Annotated in this window: 20 protein-coding genes and 1 tRNA gene; 12 read left to right on the top strand and 9 right to left on the bottom strand. The window is 51.2% G+C overall.

Going from position 1 to position 21,008, the window contains the following annotated elements; translation table 11 throughout:
* Positions 1–12 precede the first annotated feature (12 nt).
* Positions 13–417 carry a DoxX family protein gene (locus GQ52_RS05650; RefSeq protein ID WP_024930947.1) on the bottom strand — a complete coding sequence of 135 codons (405 nt, stop codon included), beginning with the start codon at positions 415–417 and terminating at the stop codon, positions 13–15.
* A gap of 249 nt (positions 418–666) precedes the next feature.
* Between GQ52_RS05650 and GQ52_RS05645 the strand changes: the two genes are divergently transcribed.
* Genes GQ52_RS05645 through GQ52_RS05625 form a run of 5 tightly spaced genes read left to right on the top strand, consistent with a single transcriptional unit; the run spans position 667 to position 7,601 of the window.
* Entirely contained in the window at positions 667–1,305 is a 639-nt protein-coding gene (locus GQ52_RS05645; protein WP_024930948.1) for a TetR/AcrR family transcriptional regulator, read from the top strand.
* Positions 1,298–2,383 carry an efflux RND transporter periplasmic adaptor subunit gene (locus GQ52_RS05640; RefSeq protein WP_047515788.1) on the top strand — a complete coding sequence of 362 codons (1,086 nt, stop codon included), beginning with the start codon at positions 1,298–1,300 and terminating at the stop codon, positions 2,381–2,383. Before GQ52_RS05645 ends, GQ52_RS05640 begins: the two co-directional genes overlap by 8 nt.
* Positions 2,383–5,520, top strand: coding sequence for an efflux RND transporter permease subunit (locus tag GQ52_RS05635; protein WP_047515786.1), 3,138 nt, complete (start codon positions 2,383–2,385; stop codon positions 5,518–5,520). The genes GQ52_RS05640 and GQ52_RS05635 overlap by 1 nt, the downstream gene beginning before the upstream one ends.
* 36 nt (positions 5,521–5,556) lie before the next feature.
* On the top strand, positions 5,557–6,213 hold the full coding sequence (locus GQ52_RS05630; RefSeq protein WP_047515785.1) for a protein-L-isoaspartate O-methyltransferase: 657 nt from the start codon (positions 5,557–5,559) through the stop codon (positions 6,211–6,213).
* Positions 6,214–6,242: 29 nt separating this feature from the next.
* A complete protein-coding gene (locus GQ52_RS05625; RefSeq protein WP_047515783.1) occupies positions 6,243–7,601 on the top strand; it encodes a TolC family outer membrane protein in 1,359 nt (452 codons plus the stop codon).
* 26 nt (positions 7,602–7,627) lie between these two features.
* On the opposite strand, the gene GQ52_RS05620 is transcribed toward GQ52_RS05625, so the two are convergent.
* Complete coding sequence (locus GQ52_RS05620; protein WP_047518543.1) at positions 7,628–8,254, bottom strand: hypothetical protein; 627 nt, start codon at positions 8,252–8,254, stop codon at positions 7,628–7,630.
* A 175-nt stretch (positions 8,255–8,429) separates the two neighbouring features.
* Here GQ52_RS05620 and GQ52_RS05615 point away from each other — a divergent pair, with 175 nt between their 5' ends.
* The 4 genes from GQ52_RS05615 to GQ52_RS05600 are packed head-to-tail and all read left to right on the top strand — an operon-like array spanning position 8,430 to position 10,755.
* The gene (locus GQ52_RS05615; RefSeq protein WP_047515781.1) at positions 8,430–8,984 is read left to right on the top strand and encodes an isochorismatase family protein; all 555 of its coding nucleotides are present in this window, start codon (positions 8,430–8,432) and stop codon (positions 8,982–8,984) included.
* Positions 8,985–9,001: 17 nt separating this feature from the next.
* A complete protein-coding gene (locus tag GQ52_RS05610) occupies positions 9,002–9,340 on the top strand; it encodes a tRNA-binding protein (protein WP_047515779.1) in 339 nt (112 codons plus the stop codon).
* 26 nt (positions 9,341–9,366) lie between these two features.
* Positions 9,367–9,858, top strand: a complete 492-nt coding sequence (locus tag GQ52_RS05605) for a GNAT family N-acetyltransferase (RefSeq protein WP_047518541.1) — start codon at positions 9,367–9,369, stop codon at positions 9,856–9,858.
* Positions 9,859–9,918: 60 nt separating this feature from the next.
* Positions 9,919–10,755: a hypothetical protein gene (locus GQ52_RS05600; protein WP_047515777.1), complete on the top strand. Its 837-nt coding sequence runs from the start codon at positions 9,919–9,921 to the stop codon at positions 10,753–10,755.
* Positions 10,756–10,787: 32 nt separating this feature from the next.
* On the opposite strand, the gene nikR is transcribed toward GQ52_RS05600, so the two are convergent.
* The 5 genes from nikR to GQ52_RS05575 form a co-directional block, all read right to left on the bottom strand.
* Positions 10,788–11,192, bottom strand: coding sequence for a nickel-responsive transcriptional regulator NikR (gene nikR, locus GQ52_RS05595; RefSeq protein ID WP_047515775.1), 405 nt, complete (start codon positions 11,190–11,192; stop codon positions 10,788–10,790).
* Positions 11,193–11,206: 14 nt separating this feature from the next.
* Positions 11,207–13,252, bottom strand: coding sequence for a TonB-dependent receptor (locus GQ52_RS05590; protein ID WP_047515771.1), 2,046 nt, complete (start codon positions 13,250–13,252; stop codon positions 11,207–11,209).
* 177 nt (positions 13,253–13,429) lie between these two features.
* The gene (gene pnp / locus GQ52_RS05585) at positions 13,430–15,550 is read right to left on the bottom strand and encodes a polyribonucleotide nucleotidyltransferase (RefSeq protein WP_024930959.1); all 2,121 of its coding nucleotides are present in this window, start codon (positions 15,548–15,550) and stop codon (positions 13,430–13,432) included.
* 301 nt (positions 15,551–15,851) lie between these two features.
* Entirely contained in the window at positions 15,852–16,121 is a 270-nt protein-coding gene (gene rpsO, locus GQ52_RS05580; protein WP_019883778.1) for a 30S ribosomal protein S15, read from the bottom strand.
* Between the two features lie 182 nt (positions 16,122–16,303).
* The gene (locus GQ52_RS05575; RefSeq protein WP_047515769.1) at positions 16,304–17,194 is read right to left on the bottom strand and encodes a PfkB family carbohydrate kinase; all 891 of its coding nucleotides are present in this window, start codon (positions 17,192–17,194) and stop codon (positions 16,304–16,306) included.
* A gap of 249 nt (positions 17,195–17,443) precedes the next feature.
* On the opposite strand from GQ52_RS05575, the gene GQ52_RS05570 reads away from it, so the two are divergent.
* The 3 genes from GQ52_RS05570 to GQ52_RS05560 all read left to right on the top strand — a co-directional run bounded on the left by GQ52_RS05570 (position 17,444) and on the right by GQ52_RS05560 (position 18,135).
* Positions 17,444–17,519: transfer RNA gene (locus GQ52_RS05570), tRNA-Phe, on the top strand.
* A gap of 45 nt (positions 17,520–17,564) precedes the next feature.
* Positions 17,565–17,882, top strand: coding sequence for a rhodanese-like domain-containing protein (locus tag GQ52_RS05565; RefSeq protein ID WP_033425686.1), 318 nt, complete (start codon positions 17,565–17,567; stop codon positions 17,880–17,882).
* Between the two features lie 19 nt (positions 17,883–17,901).
* Positions 17,902–18,135, top strand: coding sequence for a sulfurtransferase TusA family protein (locus GQ52_RS05560; RefSeq protein ID WP_047515768.1), 234 nt, complete (start codon positions 17,902–17,904; stop codon positions 18,133–18,135).
* Between the two features lie 78 nt (positions 18,136–18,213).
* Here GQ52_RS05560 and GQ52_RS05555 read toward each other — a convergent pair whose 3' ends face one another.
* A complete protein-coding gene (locus GQ52_RS05555) occupies positions 18,214–19,320 on the bottom strand; it encodes a glutaminyl-peptide cyclotransferase (protein ID WP_047515766.1) in 1,107 nt (368 codons plus the stop codon).
* A gap of 161 nt (positions 19,321–19,481) precedes the next feature.
* The gene (gene ilvA, locus GQ52_RS05550; protein WP_047515764.1) at positions 19,482–20,993 is read right to left on the bottom strand and encodes a threonine ammonia-lyase, biosynthetic; all 1,512 of its coding nucleotides are present in this window, start codon (positions 20,991–20,993) and stop codon (positions 19,482–19,484) included.
* Between the last annotated feature and the right edge of the window lie 15 nt (positions 20,994–21,008).

Here is a 21,008-nt window from a genome sequence, read left to right as displayed (position 1 = left end):
AATGACAAAACCTTATTCCATTAACACCACGTGCTTGCCGCCATCCACACTATAGCCACCAGGGCCAAATGCGATGATCACCAACAAACCGCCAATAATCGTGGTGTTTTTCAGAAACATAATGACCTGCACCGGATCAGCCATATTGCTGTGAAACATCAATGCGGTGATAAAGGTAAAAATGGCAATCCCTGCTGCGGCCAATTGCGCTTTAAAGCCAACCAGTAAAGCAATGCCCAAGCCTAACTCGACTATCAGTGCCACCACATAAGCCACTTGCGGTAAGGGCAGGTGCGCACTTTCTATATAAGCAATAGTGCCTGCCGGATCCATGATCTTGGCAATGCCACTAATAATAAAAATCAGAGACAACAAAACCCGCCCTGCAAAACTGACCCAACGCTGCCGTACATTCATACTGATCGCTCCTTATCATGTTTGAACGCGTTGCCTATCGCCCGATGGACGCTACAGGCATCGGTATGATGCATGCCGGTGACAAACTGCTGCCGCATTGATTTACCCAGCGACTCAGCCCCGCTTCTGACTACCGGTGTATCACATATGTTACTCTGCACCATTCTGCGCAGAAACACCAGCATGATTTGACATTTAAAAATAACAGTGTTAAGTTAACGATGTTATTTTTATAAACAAAACCGCTGAATGCCTCCCAAGGTTAAAACTGACGCTGAAAAACAGACCGTGCGCATCGCCATTATGGATGCGGCGAGAGAGCTGTTTATTCACCAGGGTGTAGAAGCCGTCACCATGCGTGCCGTGGCACAACGCGTGGGCTATTCAGCCACCAGCCTTTACCTTTATTTTAGCGATAAAGAGCAGCTACTAAGAGCGGTGGTGGATGCGGATGTGATCAAACTGGCGCAGGCCTTAAAATCCACGCTCAGCATCAGCGATCCGCTACAGCGCTTTGTGCAATTCGGGCAACATTATGTGCAATTTGCACTGACCAACCCCAACCATTACCGCATGATGATGATGACCCAGCATCCTCCTTGCGACCCGGCATTTTCCAGTATTGAACAAAACAACCCTGAGCAGGATGCGTATTCACAACTGATAGGCGTGGTGACCAGCGCCTGGCATGCAGGTGTGTTCAAGCCCACCCTGACCGACCCGGCACTGATCGCACAAACGGTATGGGCAGCCATGCATGGCTTATGTGCACTACAAATCAACCTGGCAGATGATGCCTGGATCAATTGGCGCCCCCTTGAGTCCCGTATGCAAGCCATGTTGGAGATGTGCCTGCATGGACTAATGAAAGAATCTCCGCATGCATAAATCATTCATTATTGTCAGCAGCACCAGCCTTGCCTTACTGGTAAGCGCCTGCCACCAGGCACCTGAAGAAGCCGCAGCACCGCGCCCGGTCTGGGTCATGTCCGTCGGCAACAGCGACACGCACGCTGCAGCCAGTTATACCGGCGAAGTCAAGTCACGCTACGAGTCCAATATCGGCTTTCGCATTGCAGGCAAGATTACTGCCCGTGCAGTCAACGTCGGAGAGCTGGTAAAAAAAGGCCAGCTGATCGCGCAGCTAGACCCGAATGACTCCCGTTTAAATGCACAGGCGGCCAATGCCGAAGTGCAGACCGCTCAGGCCAACCTGGCATTGGCACAAGCTGAACTGGCACGGCGTCAGCAGTTATATAGCCAAACCTTTATTTCAAAATCTGCACTGGATAGTTACGAAACCCAGGTGAAGACAGCCCAGGCACGCCTGGCACAAACCCAGTCGCAAGCCGCAGTCAGCCAGCACCAGACTGGCTACACGCAACTGCTAGCCGACCGTTCCGGCGTCATCGGCATGATTCAGGCCGAGCCAGGCCAAGTAGTGGCGGCCGGACAAACCATTGCGCAAATTTATGATTTGCAGACGCTGGAAATTCTGATTGCAGTGCCTGAAACACTGATAGATAGCCTGCATGTGGGCGATAGCGCGCGCGTCAGCCTGAATGATGTGCCGCAAACGTACCAAGGGCGCATCCGTGAAATCTCCCCTGCGGCCAATAGCCAAACCCACGCGTTTGACCTGCGTATTCAATTGCTCAATAGCGATCAGCGCATCAAACTGGGCATGACGGCACAAGTGCGCTTTGAGCAAGCCACGACAGCGCAAACCTTAATCGTTCCCAGCACCGCCGTCACTCGCCATGGCGAGCAGGCCAGTGTGTGGGTGATTGACGCCAAGCACCAGGCTCATCTGCGCCAGGTGACTACAGGCACACTCACAGAAAGCGGCATCGAGATTACCAGCGGCCTGCAGGCACAGGAGACCATCGCCACCATCGGCATCCATACGTTGACCGAAGGCATGCTGGTGCAACCTGTCACGCCCGGCCAAGAGGTATTGCGCTAATGAGCACGCCACACCACAGTGACGAAGCACAAGCCACGCAAGACTTTAACCTGTCGACCTGGGCGCTTAAAAACCAGGCACTGGTGCTATATTTTATTGTACTGACCTTGTTAGGCGGTATTTTCGCCTACACACACCTGGGCCAGTCCGAAGACCCACCGTTTACCTTTAAAGTCATGCTGATTCGCAGCAGCTGGCCTGGCGCCTCAGCCCAGGAAGTCGAGCAGCAAGTCACGGACAAAATCGAGAAAAAGCTGCAAGAAATCCCGTCTATCGACTACACCAGCAGCTACTCCCGGCCCGGCGAATCAGTGGTGTTTATCGTCATTCGCGACAATACGTTTTCGGAGAAAATCCCGGACCTGTGGTATCAGGTACGCAAGAAAATCGGTGATATCCGCCACACTTTCCCCAGCGACCTGCAAAGCCTGACCTTTAATGACGAATTCAGCGACGTCTACGGCACCATGTACGCCATCACCGCTGACGGCCTCAATCCACAACAATTAAAACGACAAGCTGAATGGGTACGCGCGCGCCTGCTCAAATTACCCGACGTGGAGAAAGTCGATTTATTTGGCGAACAGCCACAAAAAATCATCATTGAAATTTCCAACCAGAAACTGACCTCCCTGGGCATCAGTCCGGCGCAATTAGCGCAACTACTGCAACAGCAAAACGCAGTCACAGGCGCAGGTACCTTCGACACAGGTCCGGAAAGAATCCGGCTGGATGTAAGTGGCCGCTTACAAACCCTGGAAGACCTGCGAAAATTCCCGATTCGCGCAGGCAACCAGAACCTGACCCTGGGAGATATCGCCACCATCAGACATGGTTATGCCAATCCGCCTGCGCAGCGTATCCACTTTAACGGCACTTCCGCCTTGCTGATTGGCGTCAGCATGCAACAGGGCGGTGATGTGATTGCCCTGGGCAAAGCCATGCAGCAAACCATCACCAGCGTACAAAAGCAGTTACCCATCGGTGTGCAATTACAACTGGTCACCTCGCAACCAGACATCGTGCAACACTCGGTACATGACTTTGTACGCTCGCTCAGCGAAGCGCTGATTATCGTGCTGGCCGTGAGCCTGCTCTCGCTAGGCTGGCGCACCGGCATTGTAGTCGCAGTGGCGATTCCCATTGTGCTGGCAGGCACTTTCCTGCTCATGGATTGGCTGGACATCGGCCTACACAAAATCTCGCTGGGCGCGCTGATTCTGGCACTTGGCCTGCTAGTGGATGACGCGATTATCGCGGTCGAAATGATGGCCGCCAAAATGGAGCAAGGCTGGGACCGCATGCAAGCGGCATCGTTTGCCTACACCTCCACCGCCATGCCCATGCTGACCGGCACACTGGTCACGGTAGCGGGCTTCTTGCCGATTGCCACCGCCGTATCGTCAACGGGCGAATACACACGTTCTATTTTCCAGGTCTCGGCTATTGCACTGACACTGTCCTGGATCGCCGCGGTGATTGTGATTCCCTTTTTGGGCTATCACTTGCTACCCAAGGCCAAGCACGCCGCCAGCGAAGCAAGTGCTCACCATCCGGCATCGCTCTATGAAACAAGGTTTTATCTGCGACTGCAAAGCATCGTCGCCTGGTGCGTGCAGCACAAGGGCAGCGTCATTCTGGTCACCATTGCCCTGTTTGTGGTGGCCATGTTGAGCTTCGGCAAGGTGCAGCAACAGTTCTTCCCGGACTCCACCCGGCTTGAGGTTGTGGTTGATTTACGCCTGGCCGAAAACGCCAGCGACCAGTCTACTGATGCTGCCGTCAGCCAACTGGAACAATGGCTGCAAAACTGGCAGAAACAGCATGGCGCACTGCAAAACGTGGTGTCTTATGTGGGCTCAGGCGCCCCACGCTACTACCTGCCGCTGGATGTACAGTTGCCACATCGCGCCTTTGCCCAGCTAGTGATTCTGACCAATAGCCTGGCGCAGCGCGAAGCCCTGCGCAATGACCTGCTGGCACTGTTTGAACACGATTTTCCGCAATTACGCGGCTCTGTGCTACGCCTGGAAAATGGTCCGCCGGTGGGCTTCCCGGTACAGTTCCGGGTGGATGGGCAAAACCTGCCAGCCATCCGCGACGTTGCACACAAGATTGCCGATGCCATGCGCGCCAACCCGCATTTGCGTAACGTGCAACTGGGCTGGGAAGAGCCGAGCAAAGTGATTCATGTCGATATCGACCAGCACAAAGCCAGGTTGCTGGGCGTGAATTCGACAGACATTGCGCAATTGCTGAATACGCAATACTTCGAGCAAGTGGTCAGCGAGTTCAGGGAAGGCAACGAGCGCATAGACCTGGTCATGCGCAGCAGCAATGAACAGCATGCCCAGCTATCACAACTGGCGCAATTAACGGTGTTAAGCCAGCGTGGCGAGCGCGTACCACTGGCACAGGTGGGCAATATCCACCATGGTTTTGAAGAGGGCGTGATCTGGCGGCGCAACCGTGTGCCTTCGCTCACCGTACGTGCGCATTTACGCGGCAATATGCAGGCGCCGGTGGTGTCTACTCAAATTCAACAAGCGATTGCGCCCATTTTGGAAAAGCTTCCTCCCGGGGTCACGGTTGAAACTGGTGGTGCGATTGAAGAGGCGGCCAAGGGCGCCACATCGGTGGCCAAGGGCGCACCGCTGTTTTTGGCCGTGGTGTTTACCTTGCTCATGTTGCAGTTACGCAGCATTTCCAATGTCATCTTGGTGGTGCTCACTGCGCCGCTGGGCATGATAGGCATCACCTTTGCCCTGCTCATTTTCAATATGCCGTTTGGCTTTGTCGCTATGCTGGGCAGCATTGCGTTGTCAGGCATGATCATGCGCAACTCGGTGATCCTGGTCGACCAGATCAAGCAAGATATTGCCGAAGGCGCCTCGCTGGAACAAGCGGTAGTGCAATCCACCGTGCGTCGCTTCCGGCCGATTGTACTGACGGCAGCCGCGGCTATCCTGGCCATGATTCCGCTCACACGCAGCGTGTTTTTTGGCCCGATGGCGGTAGCGATTATGGGCGGGCTGGCAGCAGCGACCATCCTGACCATTTTGTTTGTGCCCGCACTGTATACATTCTGGGCTGGATTCACGGCAAGAACCATGCAATCACGGCGCAATAAACTATAATACGGCTATCAATTATCGACCATTGGGATTCAAGACATGACAGATCAGGCAACCGCACGTTTTAACATGATTGAGCAACAGATTCGCACCTGGGAGGTGCTGGACCCGCAAGTATTGGCGACGTTAAACAATATGCCACGCGAAGCCTTTGTCCCGGAAGCCTATCGCGGACTGGCGTTTGCCGATATCGAGATCCCATTGGCACATGGTCAGCAAATGCTCAGCCCTAAAGTGGAAGGCCGTTTTTTGCAGGCGCTGCAACTGCAAGCCAAAGATAAAGTGTTGCTGGTAGGCGCAGGCAGTGGCTACCTGGCAGCACTGATGGCACAGCATTGCGCACAAGTGACTGCGCTGGAAATCTTCCCCGAGTTATGCGCACAAGCGACGCAATCGCTGACCAAACAAGGTATTCAAAACGTGCAGGTGATTGAGTTAGACGGCCACAACGGTTACGAATCACAAGCCCCTTACGACGCGATTGTGTTTACTGCGTCCAGCCCGGTTGAGCCAGAAGGTGTGCGCTACCAGCTCAGCATCGGCGGCCGCTTGTTGATCGTATTGGGTCAGGCGCCAGTGATGCAAGCCACCCTGATTCAACGCTTGGCAGAGCATAGTTACAAACAGGATGTACTGTTTGAAACCAGCCTGGCAGAAATGCAAAATGCGCCACAGGCACAGGCATTCAGCTTTTAAACCTCTCAGCCATTACACCCAAGACGCCGATGACCTTCAGCCGCCCTGCTCACTGGATATTGCTCCTAAGCAGCCTTTGGCTGGGGCCATGGGCAGCAGCAGCCCCGCAAAGCCTGTTTGATGTTTATCTGCAAGCCAAGCAAAACGACCCGCAACTGGCTGCGGCTGGTCATGGCAACCTGGCGGCACAAGAGCTGATTGAGCAAGCCAAGGCAGGCTACCGCCCCAACGTGGCGCTCAGTGCCAGCACCACTGCCAATCACACCGACCTAAAGTACAACACTGCCAATGTACCGCTGCCAGCAGGCGTCAACCGTTTTGAAGGCTATGCCGCCAAAGTGGAAGCGCGGCAGCCCATCTACCGCAAAGAAAATCTTGAGCGCATAGACTTAAGCAAGGTGCAGGTCAGCGTCACCGACAAGCAGCTACACCTGACCCAGCAACAACTGATGCTGCGCACCACACAGGCCTATTTTGATGTGCTGCAGGCACAAGACCGCATCGAATTGCTGGCCGCGCAAAAACAGGCCATCCAGCAACAGCTGCAACAGGCCAAAGCCAGCTTTGAGGCCGGGATCACGACTGTCACCGACTTACACGAAGCGCAGGCGCGCTACGACCTGATCGTGGCCCAGGAAATTGCGGCAGAAAATGAGCAAGCTGTGGCGCAGCATAGCCTGCAAGCCATCATAGGCAACCCGCCACAAACGCTGGCAAAAGTGCGTGACGACCTGCAAATCACACCTGCCCTCAAGCCCATGCAAGACTGGCAAACTGTGACTGCCGCCAGCAACCTGAATATTCAGATCCAGCAGGCACAGATTGAAATCAGTGACCGCAATATCAGCATCGCCCAATCCGGACACTATCCGACCCTGGATGCGGTCGCCAGCTACACCGACAGCCACTACAACGGTAGCCAAAACCGCTTTGGGACAGACCTGCAAAATGCGGTGATAGGCGTAGAACTCAACGTGCCGATTTATCTGGGTGGCGCGGTAGACTCTCGCATCAGGCAGGCGGCGTATAACAAGCAGAAGGCACAGGATGACCTCGAAAACGTCCACCGCCAGACCATGTTGGAAACACAACGTGCTTACCTGGGATTGAGTAGCAGCATTGCACAAATCAAGGCACTGGAACAGGCCTTGCAAAGCAGCCAAAGCCAGTTAGACGCCACCAAGCTCGGCTATGAAGTCGGCATCCGCACCAGCGTAGACCTGCTTAATGCCAGACAACAACACTTTAGCGCTAAACGTGATTTATTACAGGCCCGCTACAACTACCTGGTCAGCATCATCCGCCTAAAAACAGCGAGTGGCATCGTTTCTGAAGCCGACTTACAAGATATTGACCAGCAACTGATAAAAAATAACTTAGATAATTAATCTCTAAAAATCACATTTTCTCGAAATTAAAAGCTATTTTTTGCCGGGACATGTGCCATTAAATATTTAAATCGTTGACCATCTACATCAGAGAAATCACACCAATTAGCTGTGTATGATCCCTGGATATTAATTGCATCCTTCCTACCTTTAGTTGTACCCTCTTTTGCACTTTCATGCCATGAAAGCTCGCCAGTGATTAACCGCCCTTCATTAACCCTATAATCCGCATCTACAGTATGGTTTCTTTTAGTTGCGTTCCAGTAAGTGGGGTCATTCGTAAGCAAGATCGCGTACCCTTCTGCTCCTGGATTAGATGCTACGTAACTCTCAATGCGTGAAATATCCTTAAGAAAATCATATCGCCCAAGATCCTGAGCACAATGGTTTCTTAAGCTAAAAACCTCCTCACCAACTTTAATACCAGCACCTCTTGTTTTGTACTTGAGCTCGATAGCAATGTGCTTTTCTGCATCCAGCACAAGAAGATCCAAATGGACCCTACGATCATTCGCCACTTGCTTTTCAAGGCGAATAGATGCCTTATGATTTTGGAGCTTGATCTCCCAAGCTAGCGCGTGCTGGAAGTCTGCCTCGGAGTGAAAGATTGGACGACCTTTAGACAAAGACTCAAGAACTTCTTTAACATCCATAATCTCACCTATATATTTGAAGTTGGATATTAAATTACTTGATATCATAAATCGAGTAGTGCGCTGCTGAGCTGCTCTTCAATTTTGACAATCAATCAGCGATAAACATCAAGTTCCAGTCCTTTTTGTTGCTGGGCTTAAATTTCTTTAATTGGATAGATCAAGGGCTAAGCGAATGCAAACACCTACCGCCAACAACAATGCCATTTGGATGCTCATTGATGTGCAAACGCGGCTGTGTTCCGTGATGCCAGAAGCCGCCATGGCAACGGTGATCAAGAATATTCAACGCTTGCTGCAAGGGGCACAATTACTGAATATCCCGTTCTGGGTCACCGAGCAATACCCGGAAAAGCTTGGCGAGACCTTGCCAGATCTGCAATCATTACTGCCTGAATACACACCTCGCACAGCCAAACTCGCCTTCTCCGCCTGGCATGAACCCGCCTTGCAGGAATCCTCCATCAGCGTTGCGCCACAAGTCGTGCTCTTCGGGCTAGAAACCCATATCTGCGTGTTGCAGACAGCACTCGATGCACTCGCCGCAGGCAAGCAAGTATTTATTGTAGAAGACGCCGTGATTTCGCGCGATGAAGCCAATCGCAACAATGCCATCGAACGCCTGCGCGCGGCAGGTTGCATCATCACCAATACCGAATCCATGCTGTTTGAACCCATGCAGAGCGCCACACATGCACAATTCAAAGCGATCTCTGCGCTGATTCGTTAATACTGCCGGTACTTCATATGACTCAAATCGAATGGAATGACTTTACCAAAGTGGAGTTAAGAGTGGGGCGCGTGATTGCCGCCGAAGTGTTTGCCGAAGCACACAAACCTGCTTATAAACTGCAGATAGACTTTGGCCCAGAGATTGGCGTACGCAAATCCAGTGCTCAAATCACAGCGCTTTACAGTCCGGAAAGTTTAATCGGCAAACAAGTGGTCGCCGTGGTGAATTTCCCGCCCAAACAAATCGGGCCCTTGATGTCAGAGTGCCTGGTGACAGGTTTTCATGATACCGAAGGGCGCGTCACGTTATGCGTACCCGAGCATGATGTACCCCTAGGTACAAAACTATTGTGACCGCTGCCATCAAGGAAAAAGTTACCATGCATATCCGTGAAGCCACCCTTGCTGACTTTGACCATATCTGGCCGATCTTTCAGGAAATTGTCGCGGCAGGCGACACCTACGCCTACCCGCGCGAGACCACGCGCGAGCAAGCCATTAATCTGTGGCTGGAAACGCCCAGAAAAACCTTTGTTGCTGAGGAGAATAATGAGATTCTCGGCACCTACTACATCAAAACCAACCAGCAAGGCCCTGGTGATCATGTGTGTAATTGTGGCTATATGGTTTCGTCCAAAGCGCGTGGCCGCGGCCTGGCCACCACCATGTGTGAACATTCGCAACAGGTTGCGAAATCACTGGGCTATTTCGCCATGCAATTTAATTTTGTCGCCTCAACCAATGAAGGTGCCGTAAGGTTATGGAGCAAATTAGGATTTGAAACAGTAGGCAGATTGCCTAAAGCGTTTAATCATCCAAGCAAGGGATTAGTAGATGCCTTGGTAATGTATAAGTGGTTAGCGAACACCTAGACAACCAATTACTCAACCTACAAGACTGTAAATATATCCGCTCATACAAGGTACTAGACCATGCTCTTTGAAAAACCAAACTTTAAAAGACCAATATCTCTAGATCTAATTGGAGCATTATTTTTACTTGTAATATTCACTGCATTTCTAACTTACGGCGCATGTGTAATTTCCGACATCCTCCGTCGAGACAACACAAATACAGAAATAACACTTTTCGATTTGTTTAGTCTTTTGGCACAAATAGCGACAGCATGTGCTTTTGGTTTAGCATGTTTCCAATATCGAAATAGTATTATCCAACAAAGGCAAATGAGTATTGCTGCAGAAGCCAAATCACAGCTAGACAAAATGATTGCTGTTATTGACAGTATTCAAGTTGGGGAAGAAACATCTTTAAACAATCTGAACAAGTCCATCACCTTGCTTTCGAATTTGGCAATAAATTTTAACGAGCTATTTAAAGCAATGCATGAAGATATCCAGCGAGCGATTGTCAGAATGCAATGGCAGGATATGTACTTTAACCATTTATGTCATTCATTAAGGGAAATTAATCCGATAGCACTCTTAAAAAATATAACATCGATTGACTCACTGACATTGAGTCGTGCGATATTAAACGCCCAGAATGCAGCCGAAGATCCAAACGTTATTGCCGTCTTTAAGGATTATGTTTTTATCGATAAGCTTTTCAACAGCCCCGAAATAAAAGAGAAATTCTCTCTTAAAGGGAAAATAGAGTCGCTTGATTCTTTTGTATTTCACTACTTGAATGATAAAAATCTAAATGATTTACTATATGGGCTAATGTCAAGAGTTGATATCCGAGCATACGCCCCATTACTTGCAATAGCGGAACCAAACAAATGGTCATTAGATCCACCAGTGAGATAGAGACTCGAGCCCCTAAGGCTGCACTAAGATTCTCACATCGGAATAATATGCACCTTCGCATGCGTCACACCTGTTTGTGACGAAATAGCATTCACGCACTCCTCCACTTCGGCAATCTTGCCTTTCAATATCACCGTCTCCATGCAGTGATCATGATCCAAATGTACATGCTGTGCAGTAATAATCACGTGATGGTGTGCATGCTGTAACTGGTTCACGCGACTGGCGAGTTGGCGCTCATGGTGGTTATAGACGTAACTGAGCGATGCAACGCAATCAGCCTGGGCGTGGTTATTGTTTTGCATCACGTCCTCATCAAGGGCTTTGCGCACCAGGTCACGAAAGGCTTCTGAGCGATTAACATAAGCTTTGACGGCGACCAGTTGGTCAAAGGCGTCGGCCAGGTCGTCCTCAACAGAAATCGTGATGCGTCGCATGGGCTAAGTCCTCGCTAAAACTGATAGGTCAATGTGAGTCGTGCAGCTCTGGGTTCTACCGGGTGAAAGTGAATGTCATTGACCGGTGCAGCCTCGCCTTTGAGTTGCGACTCATAGTAATAGTCGATATCGCTGGCCTTGCGGTCAAACAGGTTAAACACATCCAGTGTCAGGCTGGTGCGTTGATTATACCGGTAGCCGATGCGGGCATAGGTAAGGAACGTGGCGTTTGAGCGCACAGAATTATCTTCTATCAGTGCCCTGGGGCCAAAGTAGCGTAATTGCATGCTGCCAAACCAGTTGCCCCAGTTTGTCACTGTCGCCCCCAGGGAGGCCACTTTGTTGATTGCGCCGGGGATGTATTGCCCTGCTGGGTCGTGGTCTCTGAAGCGGGCTTTGGAGAGTGCAATATCCATATCGAGCAATAGCCAGTCGTTGACGACATAATGGTTATTCCACTCAACACCATAGCGGCGGCTGGCGCGGCTGGGTTCGGTTTCACCGGCATCGCCAACAAATAACAATTCGGAGTCCATATCCAATTGCCAGATGGCCAAAGAGCTTTGCAAGCCAGGCACCCACTCGCTTCTGACACCGATCTCGCTACCACGAGTGCTCACCAAAGGGGTAACAGGCAAGGCAGCAGAACCATCTAGCAGGCGGGTTTGCGTGGCAGCGCGCGCATCGTTGCTATGAAAACCTTTGCCAATATTGTAGAAAAATTCTGTATTCGCCCACGGCCCGAAAATGACCGAAAACTTGGGTGAAGCAATGCCATCGCCGACATGACCCGCGTTACCTGCCAGGCTGCTTTTGACATCGAACTGGTAGCGATCATAACGTAAGCCTGCCACCGTGCGTAACTTCTCATGCCACCATAGCGTGTTTTCAGCATAAACACCGGCACTGCTTTCCTCTACTTTATCTGACCGTATTTGGGACAAACGCTGCGTTTGCGCCGTCTTGTAGAGCGCCACTGGTGACAACTTGTCATACCGTGTTTGCAAGCCCAGTTTATTGTCCATCGCCATCCCGGCAATTTCACCTAGCCAAGACTTGCTGAGGTTGAGGCCCAGCATGGTGCGCTGTTCACTTTGGTCAGTCTGGTCACCATTGACGGGATCACTTAGAAAATAGGTAAAGTTGCCGAATAAATCAAGCTTGGAGCGGACGGCATAGGCATTGATTTGCCAGCCACCATGCTGATCACGGTGGTGCTTGGCAAACGACAGGCTGTAACGTGACGAGTCGCCGCCATCACTCGGATCAATCGCATCAAAACGCCCAATTTGACCGCTGCGTACAGCACGCAATGGAATCTGGTCGGTCGAATTCCAGCGGTTTTTATACGCCATTGCAGTCAGCGTCATGCCATCACGTGCATCACCTTCGCTGTAACGCAGCAAGCCATTGTATTTCCTGACGCCTTCTGCCACCTGCCAGGGGCCATCATAGTGATTGACATCCAGCGCATAGAGTAAATGGCCTTGTTGCACAGCCACCGAGTTTGCCAGCAGCATGCGCTGGTAATCGTAGCTCCCCACCGTTAGGCTGGCGATGCCCTGTGGCAACTGATTCAGCAAATGCAAATGCGCCGCGCCCGCCGATGAAAAATCGCCTTCCTCTGCCGAGTAAGGGCCTTTTTTGTAGTGCAAATGGCTGACCAGCTCGGGAATCAGGAAATTCAAATCGGTATAGCCGTGGCCGTGCGCATGGGTGCGCATATTGACCGGCATCTCGTCCATATAGGTGGCAAAGTCTGTGCCGTGGTCGAGGTTAAAACCACGCAGGTAAAACTGATTGGCTTTGCCGCTGCCGCTATGCTGGGTCACGATCATGCCGGGCACGAATTCAAGTATCTCGCCAATGCGCGCAATTGGCCGGTTCTTAATCAGGCTAGCGTTGACTTTACCTTCACTGGCAGCATCTGATGAACCAACAGCGTTGTCGTAATGCGCGCGCACCTGGATTTCCTCCAAGTCTATAGACTCATTAGCCAGCGTGGGTACGCTGGCAAACAGCCCTGCCATTGCCATGGCAATCTTTGAATATTTTGTCATCGGTGTACTTACCCTCTATCGTATGATCTTTTTTTTATTATTCATACGATGGCATTATGAAGCAGTGGACCACAATGACCTATACGTATATTGACGCAAACATATTTTTACCCGCTATTTCATGACAGGAAGGCACAAAAAAGCCCGCTGACGCGGGCTTTTTTAACAACAGACGACTTATTCAGCCGCTGGTGCTTCTTCTCTTGCAGGTGGATCGATCAACGCTTTCATGCTCAAACGCACTTTACCTTTGTCATCCAGCTCAACCACTTTCACTTTCACGATGTCACCTTCTTTGAGGTAATCGCTCACCGCTTTGACGCGCTCGTGGGCAATTTGTGAAATGTGTACCAGGCCATCTTTACCTGGCAACAAAGTCACGACAGCACCGAAGTCCAGAATCTTGACCACTGGGCCTTCGTAGATCTGGCCGACTTCAACTTCAGCCGTGATTTGTGCAATACGGCGTTGGGCTTCAGCACCTTCATCCGCATTGGTACATGCAATTTTCACGGTACCGTCATCTTCGATGTCGATGCTGGTGTTGGTTTCTTTGGTCAGTGCTTGAATCACTGCGCCACCTTTACCGATCACGTCACGGATTTTGTCCGGATTGATCTTCATGCTGATGATGCGTGGTGCAAACTGTGACATTTCGGTGTTAACACCTGACACAGCCTCTTTCATCAGGCCCAGGATGTGCGCGCGGCCTTCTTTGGCTTGTGCCAGTGCCACTTGCATGATTTGTGCCGTGATACCGGTGATTTTGATGTCCATTTGCAGGGCGGTCACGCCTTTGTCGGTACCAGCCACTTTAAAGTCCATATCACCCAGGTGGTCTTCGTCACCCAGAATGTCGGTCAGTACAGCAACACGGTTGCCTTCTTTGATCAGGCCCATTGCCACGCCAGCGACGTGTGCAGTCAATGGCACACCAGCATCCAGCAGGGACAAGCAACCACCACAGACAGACGCCATGGAGCTGGAACCGTTAGACTCAGTGATCTCTGACACCACACGCATGGTGTAGTCAAAGTCTTCTTTTTTAGGCAATACTGCTTTCAAAGCACGTTTAGCCAGGTTACCGTGGCCGATTTCGCGGCGCTTAGGTGTACCCACACGGCCTGTTTCACCAGTTGCGTAAGGAGGCATGTTGTAGTGCAACATAAAGCGGTCAGTGTACTCACCAGACAGTGCGTCAATGATTTGCTCATCACGGCCAGTACCCAATGTAGCGACTACCAGCGCTTGTGTTTCACCGCGTGTAAACAGGGCGGAACCGTGTGTACGTGGCAATACGCCTGAGCGGATGGTGATCGGGCGCACAGTGCGTGTGTCGCGGCCGTCAATGCGTGGCTCGCCATTCAGGATCTGGCTACGTACGGTTTTAGCTTCCAGTTTAAAGAACTCGTCTTTAATCTTGTTGGCTTCCAGCGTAGAAGTTTCTTCCGTAATCAAAGTACCCATGACACGTGACTTGATTTCATCCAGTGTGGAAGAACGCTCACCTTTAGATTTGATCTTGAACGCAGCATTGATGTCGTCAGCAGCAATCGCAGCCACTTTTTCGATCAACGCAGTGTCTGGCTCTGGCGGTGTCCAGTCCCAGGCATCTTTACCAGCTTCGGCAGCCATTTCGTTGATGGCCTTGATCACTGGCTGCATTTGCTCGTGACCAAACACTACGGCACCCAGCATCACTTCTTCAGACAGCTCTTTGGCTTCAGATTCAACCATCATCACCGCAGATTCAGTTGCACCAACCACCAGGTCCAATGCGGAGTCTTTCAGCAATGAAACATCAGGGTTTAATACGTATTCACCATTGATATAACCTACTCGTGCCGCACCTAATGGGCCGTAGAAAGGAATACCAGACAACGCCAGCGCAGCAGATGCTCCGATCACAGCCGGGATATCGGAATCAATTTCCGGATCCAGTGACAGCACCGTCGCCACTACCTGCACTTCGTTATAGAAGGCATCAGGGAACAGCGGGCGCAATGGACGGTCGATCAAACGTGCAGTCAGTGTTTCTTTTTCAGAAGGACGGCCTTCGCGCTTGAAGAAACCACCAGGAATACGGCCAGCCGCATAAGTCTTCTCTTGGTAATCCACGGTCAATGGGAAGAAATCCTGACCCTCTTTCACTTCTCGCTTGGCAGTCACAGCCACCAGCACAACGGTATCCCCGTAGCTGACGATCACTGCAGCATCAGATTGGCGTGCAATTTCACCTGTTTCCAATGTCAGGGTATGCGCACCAAACGGGATGCTTCTTTTAGTAATTTCAAACATATTTTTCCTTTTCTCTACCATGGCTATTCACTACCTAATAGCCAATCTCAATAATGAAAATACAGCATTCGCTTACTGCGTTTGGGCGCTCTTCATTGGGTTGCCCGACACGCGACGGCTGTATTTCCCGATTTGTGGTGACTTCCATCAACACGCTGCACCTGCTTATCCAGTTGCAACGCACTCACAGAAGCCACCGCGTTTTGGTGATTTTTAAAGCAAAAAAGCCGAGGCAATCACCATGCCATCGGCTTTTATTTCGTTAAAAGTGAACAGTGTTAAGTGTCACACTTCAACCAAATTATTTACGCAGGTTCAAGCGCTCGATCAGCGTTTGATAGCGGCTAACGTCTTTACCTTTGAGGTAGTCCAGCAAACGACGACGCTGGCTAACCATGGCCAACAGACCACGACGTGAGTGGTTGTCTTTTTTGTTGGATTTGAAGTGCTCAGTCAGATAAGTGATACGGTTAGTCAACAAAGCCACTTGTACTTCCGGGCTTGCGGTATCACCTTCACTGCGTTGGTATTCTTTAATGATTTTTGCGGATTGTTCTGCGGTAACAGCCATCTTTTTTCCTTTGAGTTAGCGTCAATGTCGCGGCAGCCAAGCAACCTATTTGCCTTACCACGCCGACATTCAAATTACACGAACCGCGCATTATATCGGCAAGTCTCTGCCTTGCATAGTCTTTTATAGGATTAAGCTGCTGTTTTTATGAATTAATTTCTGACTCATGGCCTAGATACAAGCTATAAGAAATCATCATAAAAACCTGCCTGGGCTGGCACCGCGCCACGAATGCCGCAAATCGAGGCGGCAAACCAGGCCGCACGTGTCAGCATGGTTTGCCGCGACCAACCGGCCAGCAATCCACGGATAACCACTGCCGTATACGCATCCCCCGCCCCCACGCTATCAACAAAAGGCGATTGCAATTTCATCGGCGGCGCCCTAAAACCATTACCATAAGCATCCAGCCAGAAACTGCCCTGCTCGCCACAGGTGACAAACACCTCACTCAAACCGAACACCATTAGTAACTGCCGCGCCAGGTCGTTAATATCTGACGACACAGGCAAGCCCACCAGCGCGCACACCTCCGGCAACTCTTCATGATTAATCTTCAGGATATCTGCAGCCTGCAATACCTGGCGCAGGCTGTGCGCGTCATACCATGGCGCACGCAAGTTAATGTCACAAAAAACCGTGGCTGTACACATCTTTAGCCATTGGTCGGCCAGCGCTTGCATAGGCGCATGCCGCAATGCCAGCGAGCCGATATACACCAGGCGTGGCGGATGCTGCTTGGTTAAGGCTTGCACCGGCGGCCACTGCAAGTCATCGTAGGCTTGCTGATCCAGAATTTCAAAGCGGTGACCGTGTGCGCCCAAATGCACCATGACCTGCCCGCTGGGCAAACTATCAGACTGTTGCACGCCAGCAATCGACAAGCCGCAATCCTGCATCTCGGCGACAATACGCTCGCCCAGCGCATCTTTGCCCACCGAAGTCAGCAAATGCACCTCCAGCCCAAAGGCATGGCAATGCCTGGCGACGTTATAAGGCGCGCCGCCTATAATGGTTTGCTCGGGAAACACATCCCCCAGCACTTCACCCAAAATCATGATGGCATTCGACATACGCTTCATCCTACTTTCTACACTCACCCAATACCATTAACCAGCCCTCACTTTTGTGACTCACCCTGGCGCAGATTGTTTCAATAAACTGCCAAACCGGCCACACTGAGCATGATTCAACCAGCTCGCAAGCGGCATAAAATAACCCATGTGCAGCATATCAGGATTTTTTTTATCTTTTGTGTGCATTCTCGGCGATCTTTGCTATAATGCGCGTCTTGCGATTCGGGACATGCCCAAATTGCTGTTGGCCAGATAGCTCAGTCGGTAGAGCAGAGGATTGAAAATCCTCGTGTCGGCAGTTCGATTCTGCCTCTGGCCACCACTTCCTTACCTGCCTCTCGGCGCACTTCTTTTTCTGGGTTTGTTGATGTCATTAAAACACTTAACACCGGATGAGTTACACCCATTACTAAATGATCCATCATTGCTGCTTGTTGATATCCGCAATGATCACGAGCTGGTTTCCGGCATTTTGCCCGGCGCACTGCATGTGCCTTTAGGCAACCTGACCGCCGTATTCGACCAGTTTCCCCAAGACAAAAAAATTGTGTTTTATTGCCGTAGCGGCGTGCGCTCGGTGTCTGCAGGCGAATTTGCGCTGGCGCAAGGCCGCACCGATGTTTCACACCTGGCAGGCGGCATCCTGGCTTGGGCGCGTGCAGGCCTTCCCATACAAGCGGCTTAATTTATTTTCAGGAAAGCTCATGCAATTTGATAAAGATCTTGATGCCCGCAACTTGAACTGCCCATTGCCCATCCTGCGCTGCAAAAAGGCCCTGAATGAGTTGACCGCCGAACAAGTACTCAAAATCACCGCCACAGATCCTGGCTCCAAAAAAGACTTTGACGCTTTTTGCCGCCAAACTGGCCATACCTTGCTGGACATGCAGGAAGCCGAAGGCGTGTTCACCTTCTGGATCCGCAAACGCAGCGCTTAAGCCCGCGCCTCGTTTCAAATCAAAACGTTTAAATAAAAAGCCCGCAATTGCGGGCTTTTTCACGACAAAGCGATTGGCTTATTTCGCCTGTTCAAGGCTACCCATGGCTTTCGGGAAAGTGACCACGCCCCACGGCATGTTTTTCACTTCCACTTGCTTAGTCACTTCCAGCTTCTCCGCATCAATCACAAATACGGCGTCAGACTTGCCACACGCTAACAGGATATTTTTGTTGTCTGGCGTAAAGCTGAAATGCCAGCAGCGGTTACCGGTCGGCACTTCTTTTACCTTCTCAAAGGTTTTGGCATCAAACACTTGCAGCAATTTGGCTTTATTGGTGGCCACAAAAATGCGCTCGCCTTTGCTGTCGTAAGCAATGCCATAAGGTGTGTCAGCCGTATCCACAGTGCGCACCACATTAAAGTCTTTATCCATCACCATAAATTTGTTACCAAACTCCAGCGTCGCCAGATAGGTATTGCCATCAGGCGACACTTTAATACCACGTGGGCGATCACCATATTCATGGGTACTCACGGTTTTAACCAATTCGCCGCTCTCAATGTTATGCACAGTCACGGTGTTATCTGCTTCATTGGTAATCACCAACTGCTTGCCATCTACTGAAAACTCCAGGCCTTCCGTTTCCGGGCCGCCGGTAATTTCACGGATTTTTTCGCCTTTGCTCAAATCCACCACTGCAATTTTGGCCGGAATTTTTTCATCATCGTCGTCATCGTCTTCTTCATGCTTTTCACCTGGTTTAGGTGGCGGACCTGCTTTGGCGCTTGGCTCAGACGACACATAAGCAAAGTTACCGCTAATACGCACGAACTCAGGGTTTTTACCCACCTCAATTTGCTTCACAACCTCGCCGGTGGCCGTATCAATAACAGAAACACTGCCATTCTCACGCGTGGCAACGACTAACTGCTTGCCATCGTCCGTCACCGCCAGGCCGCGTGGTCCTTGTGCCTTGACGTCAATTTGCCTGGTGACCTGCATGGTTGCCAGATCAATCACGCTAACGCCAGCATCCTGGGTAGACACGTAAGCCACGGCGCCAGATGCAGCGCTTTCAGCCGCCAGGGCTGCCGCCTCAGTGGACGCTTCCTGCTTGTTACAGGCCGCCACGCTGGCGACCAAAGCCAGCAACAGCAAGCTCATGCGCGTGCGACGCGCCATTGATGAATTCAACATTGCATTTATCTCCTGATTTTTTTATTAAAGCTTATGGTTGCAGCAAGAATCATACTTGCCGACAAACCGTGGCCCACGACTATTTTTCACATCATCACCGCCAACAAAGGCTGCAAACAGCCACCATGTTGGCTATTTATAACCAACTACCCTAAAAACAAGCGATACGCAGGGTTCTGACTTTCATCCCAGTAAGGGTAACCCAGTTGCTGCAAAAACTGCTCAAAAGCCGTTTTATCTTCTGGTGGCACCTGCATCCCCACCAGCACGCGGCCAAAATCGGCGCCATGATTGCGGTAGTGAAACAAACTGATGTTCCAGTTGTGACCCATAGATTCGAGAAAGTTCATTAATGCGCCCGGCTTCTCCGGAAACTCAAAGCGGTAAACCACTTCGTTTTGCGCTTGCGGCGCATGCCCACCGACCAGGTGGCGCAAATGCAGCTTGGCCATTTCGTTATCGCTCAAATTCAGCGTTGGCAAGCCCGCAGCCTCCAATGTGCTGGCGATCTCAGTCGCCTCCGCCGGGTTATGCACGGCCAGGCCAACAAAAATATGCGCCTGCTTGTTATCAGAAAAACGGTAATTGAATTCAGTGATATTCCGGCTACCCAATTGGCGACAAAAAGCTTTAAACGCCCCCGGCGTTTCAGGAATCGTCACGGCAAACACGGCTTCGCGATGCTCACCCAGCTCGGCGCGCTCAGCGATAAAGCGCAGACGGTCAAAATTCATATTGGCGCCAGAAGCGACGGCAATCATGGTTTTGCCTTGCAACTGGTGTTTTTCACTGTAGGCTTTCAAGCCAGCTAAGGCCAAGGCACCGGCAGGTTCAAGAATGCTGCGCGTGTCTTCAAACACATCTTTAATCGCGGCACACACCTCATCATTATCGACCACAATCATCTCGTCAACATACTGCTGCACCAGGGCAAAGGTATGCTCGCCCACCTGCTTCACCGCGGCGCCATCAGCAAACAAACCGACTTGCTCCAGCATCACGCGCTGTCCAAGTTTAACTGACTCCGTCATCGCTTCGGCATCTTGCGCCTCGACGCCAATGACTTTGATTTCTGGGCGCACGGCTTTGATATACGCCGCGATACCCGCCAGTAAACCGCCGCCACCAACGCAGCAGAAAATCGCTTCTATCGGCTCCGGGTGATCCTGCACAATTTCCAGCGCAATCGTGCCCTGACCGGCAATCACGTCCGGGTCATCATAAGGGTGCACAAAGGTCAGGCCTTCGCTTTGCTCTACTTTGAGGGCATGCGCATAGGCATCAGAATAACTATCGCCAAACAGCACCACCTCGGCCCCGCGCGAACGCACCGCATTGACCTTGATCGCCGGGGTTGTCGTCGGCATCACAATCACGGCACGGCAGCCCATTTTTTGCGCACTCAGCGCCACACCTTGCGCATGGTTGCCGGCACTGGCACAAATCACACCACGTGCCAGTGCATCGGGCGATAAATTGGCCATTTTGTTATAAGCACCTCGCAGCTTGAATGAAAACACCGGCTGCATATCTTCACGCTTCAATAACACCCGATTTTTAAAGCGCGCAGACAGGTTAGGCATCTCATCCAAAGGCGTGTGTCTGGCCACAGCATAGACTTGGGAGTGTTCGATTTTTTCGCGGTAATTGATGGTCATGAAAGGCGTTAAGAT

It is taken from the genome of Methylophilus sp. Q8 (genome assembly GCF_000800115.1).
Lineage (GTDB): Bacteria > Pseudomonadota > Gammaproteobacteria > Burkholderiales > Methylophilaceae > Methylophilus.
This window is presented reverse-complemented; position numbering and strand designations above follow the sequence as displayed.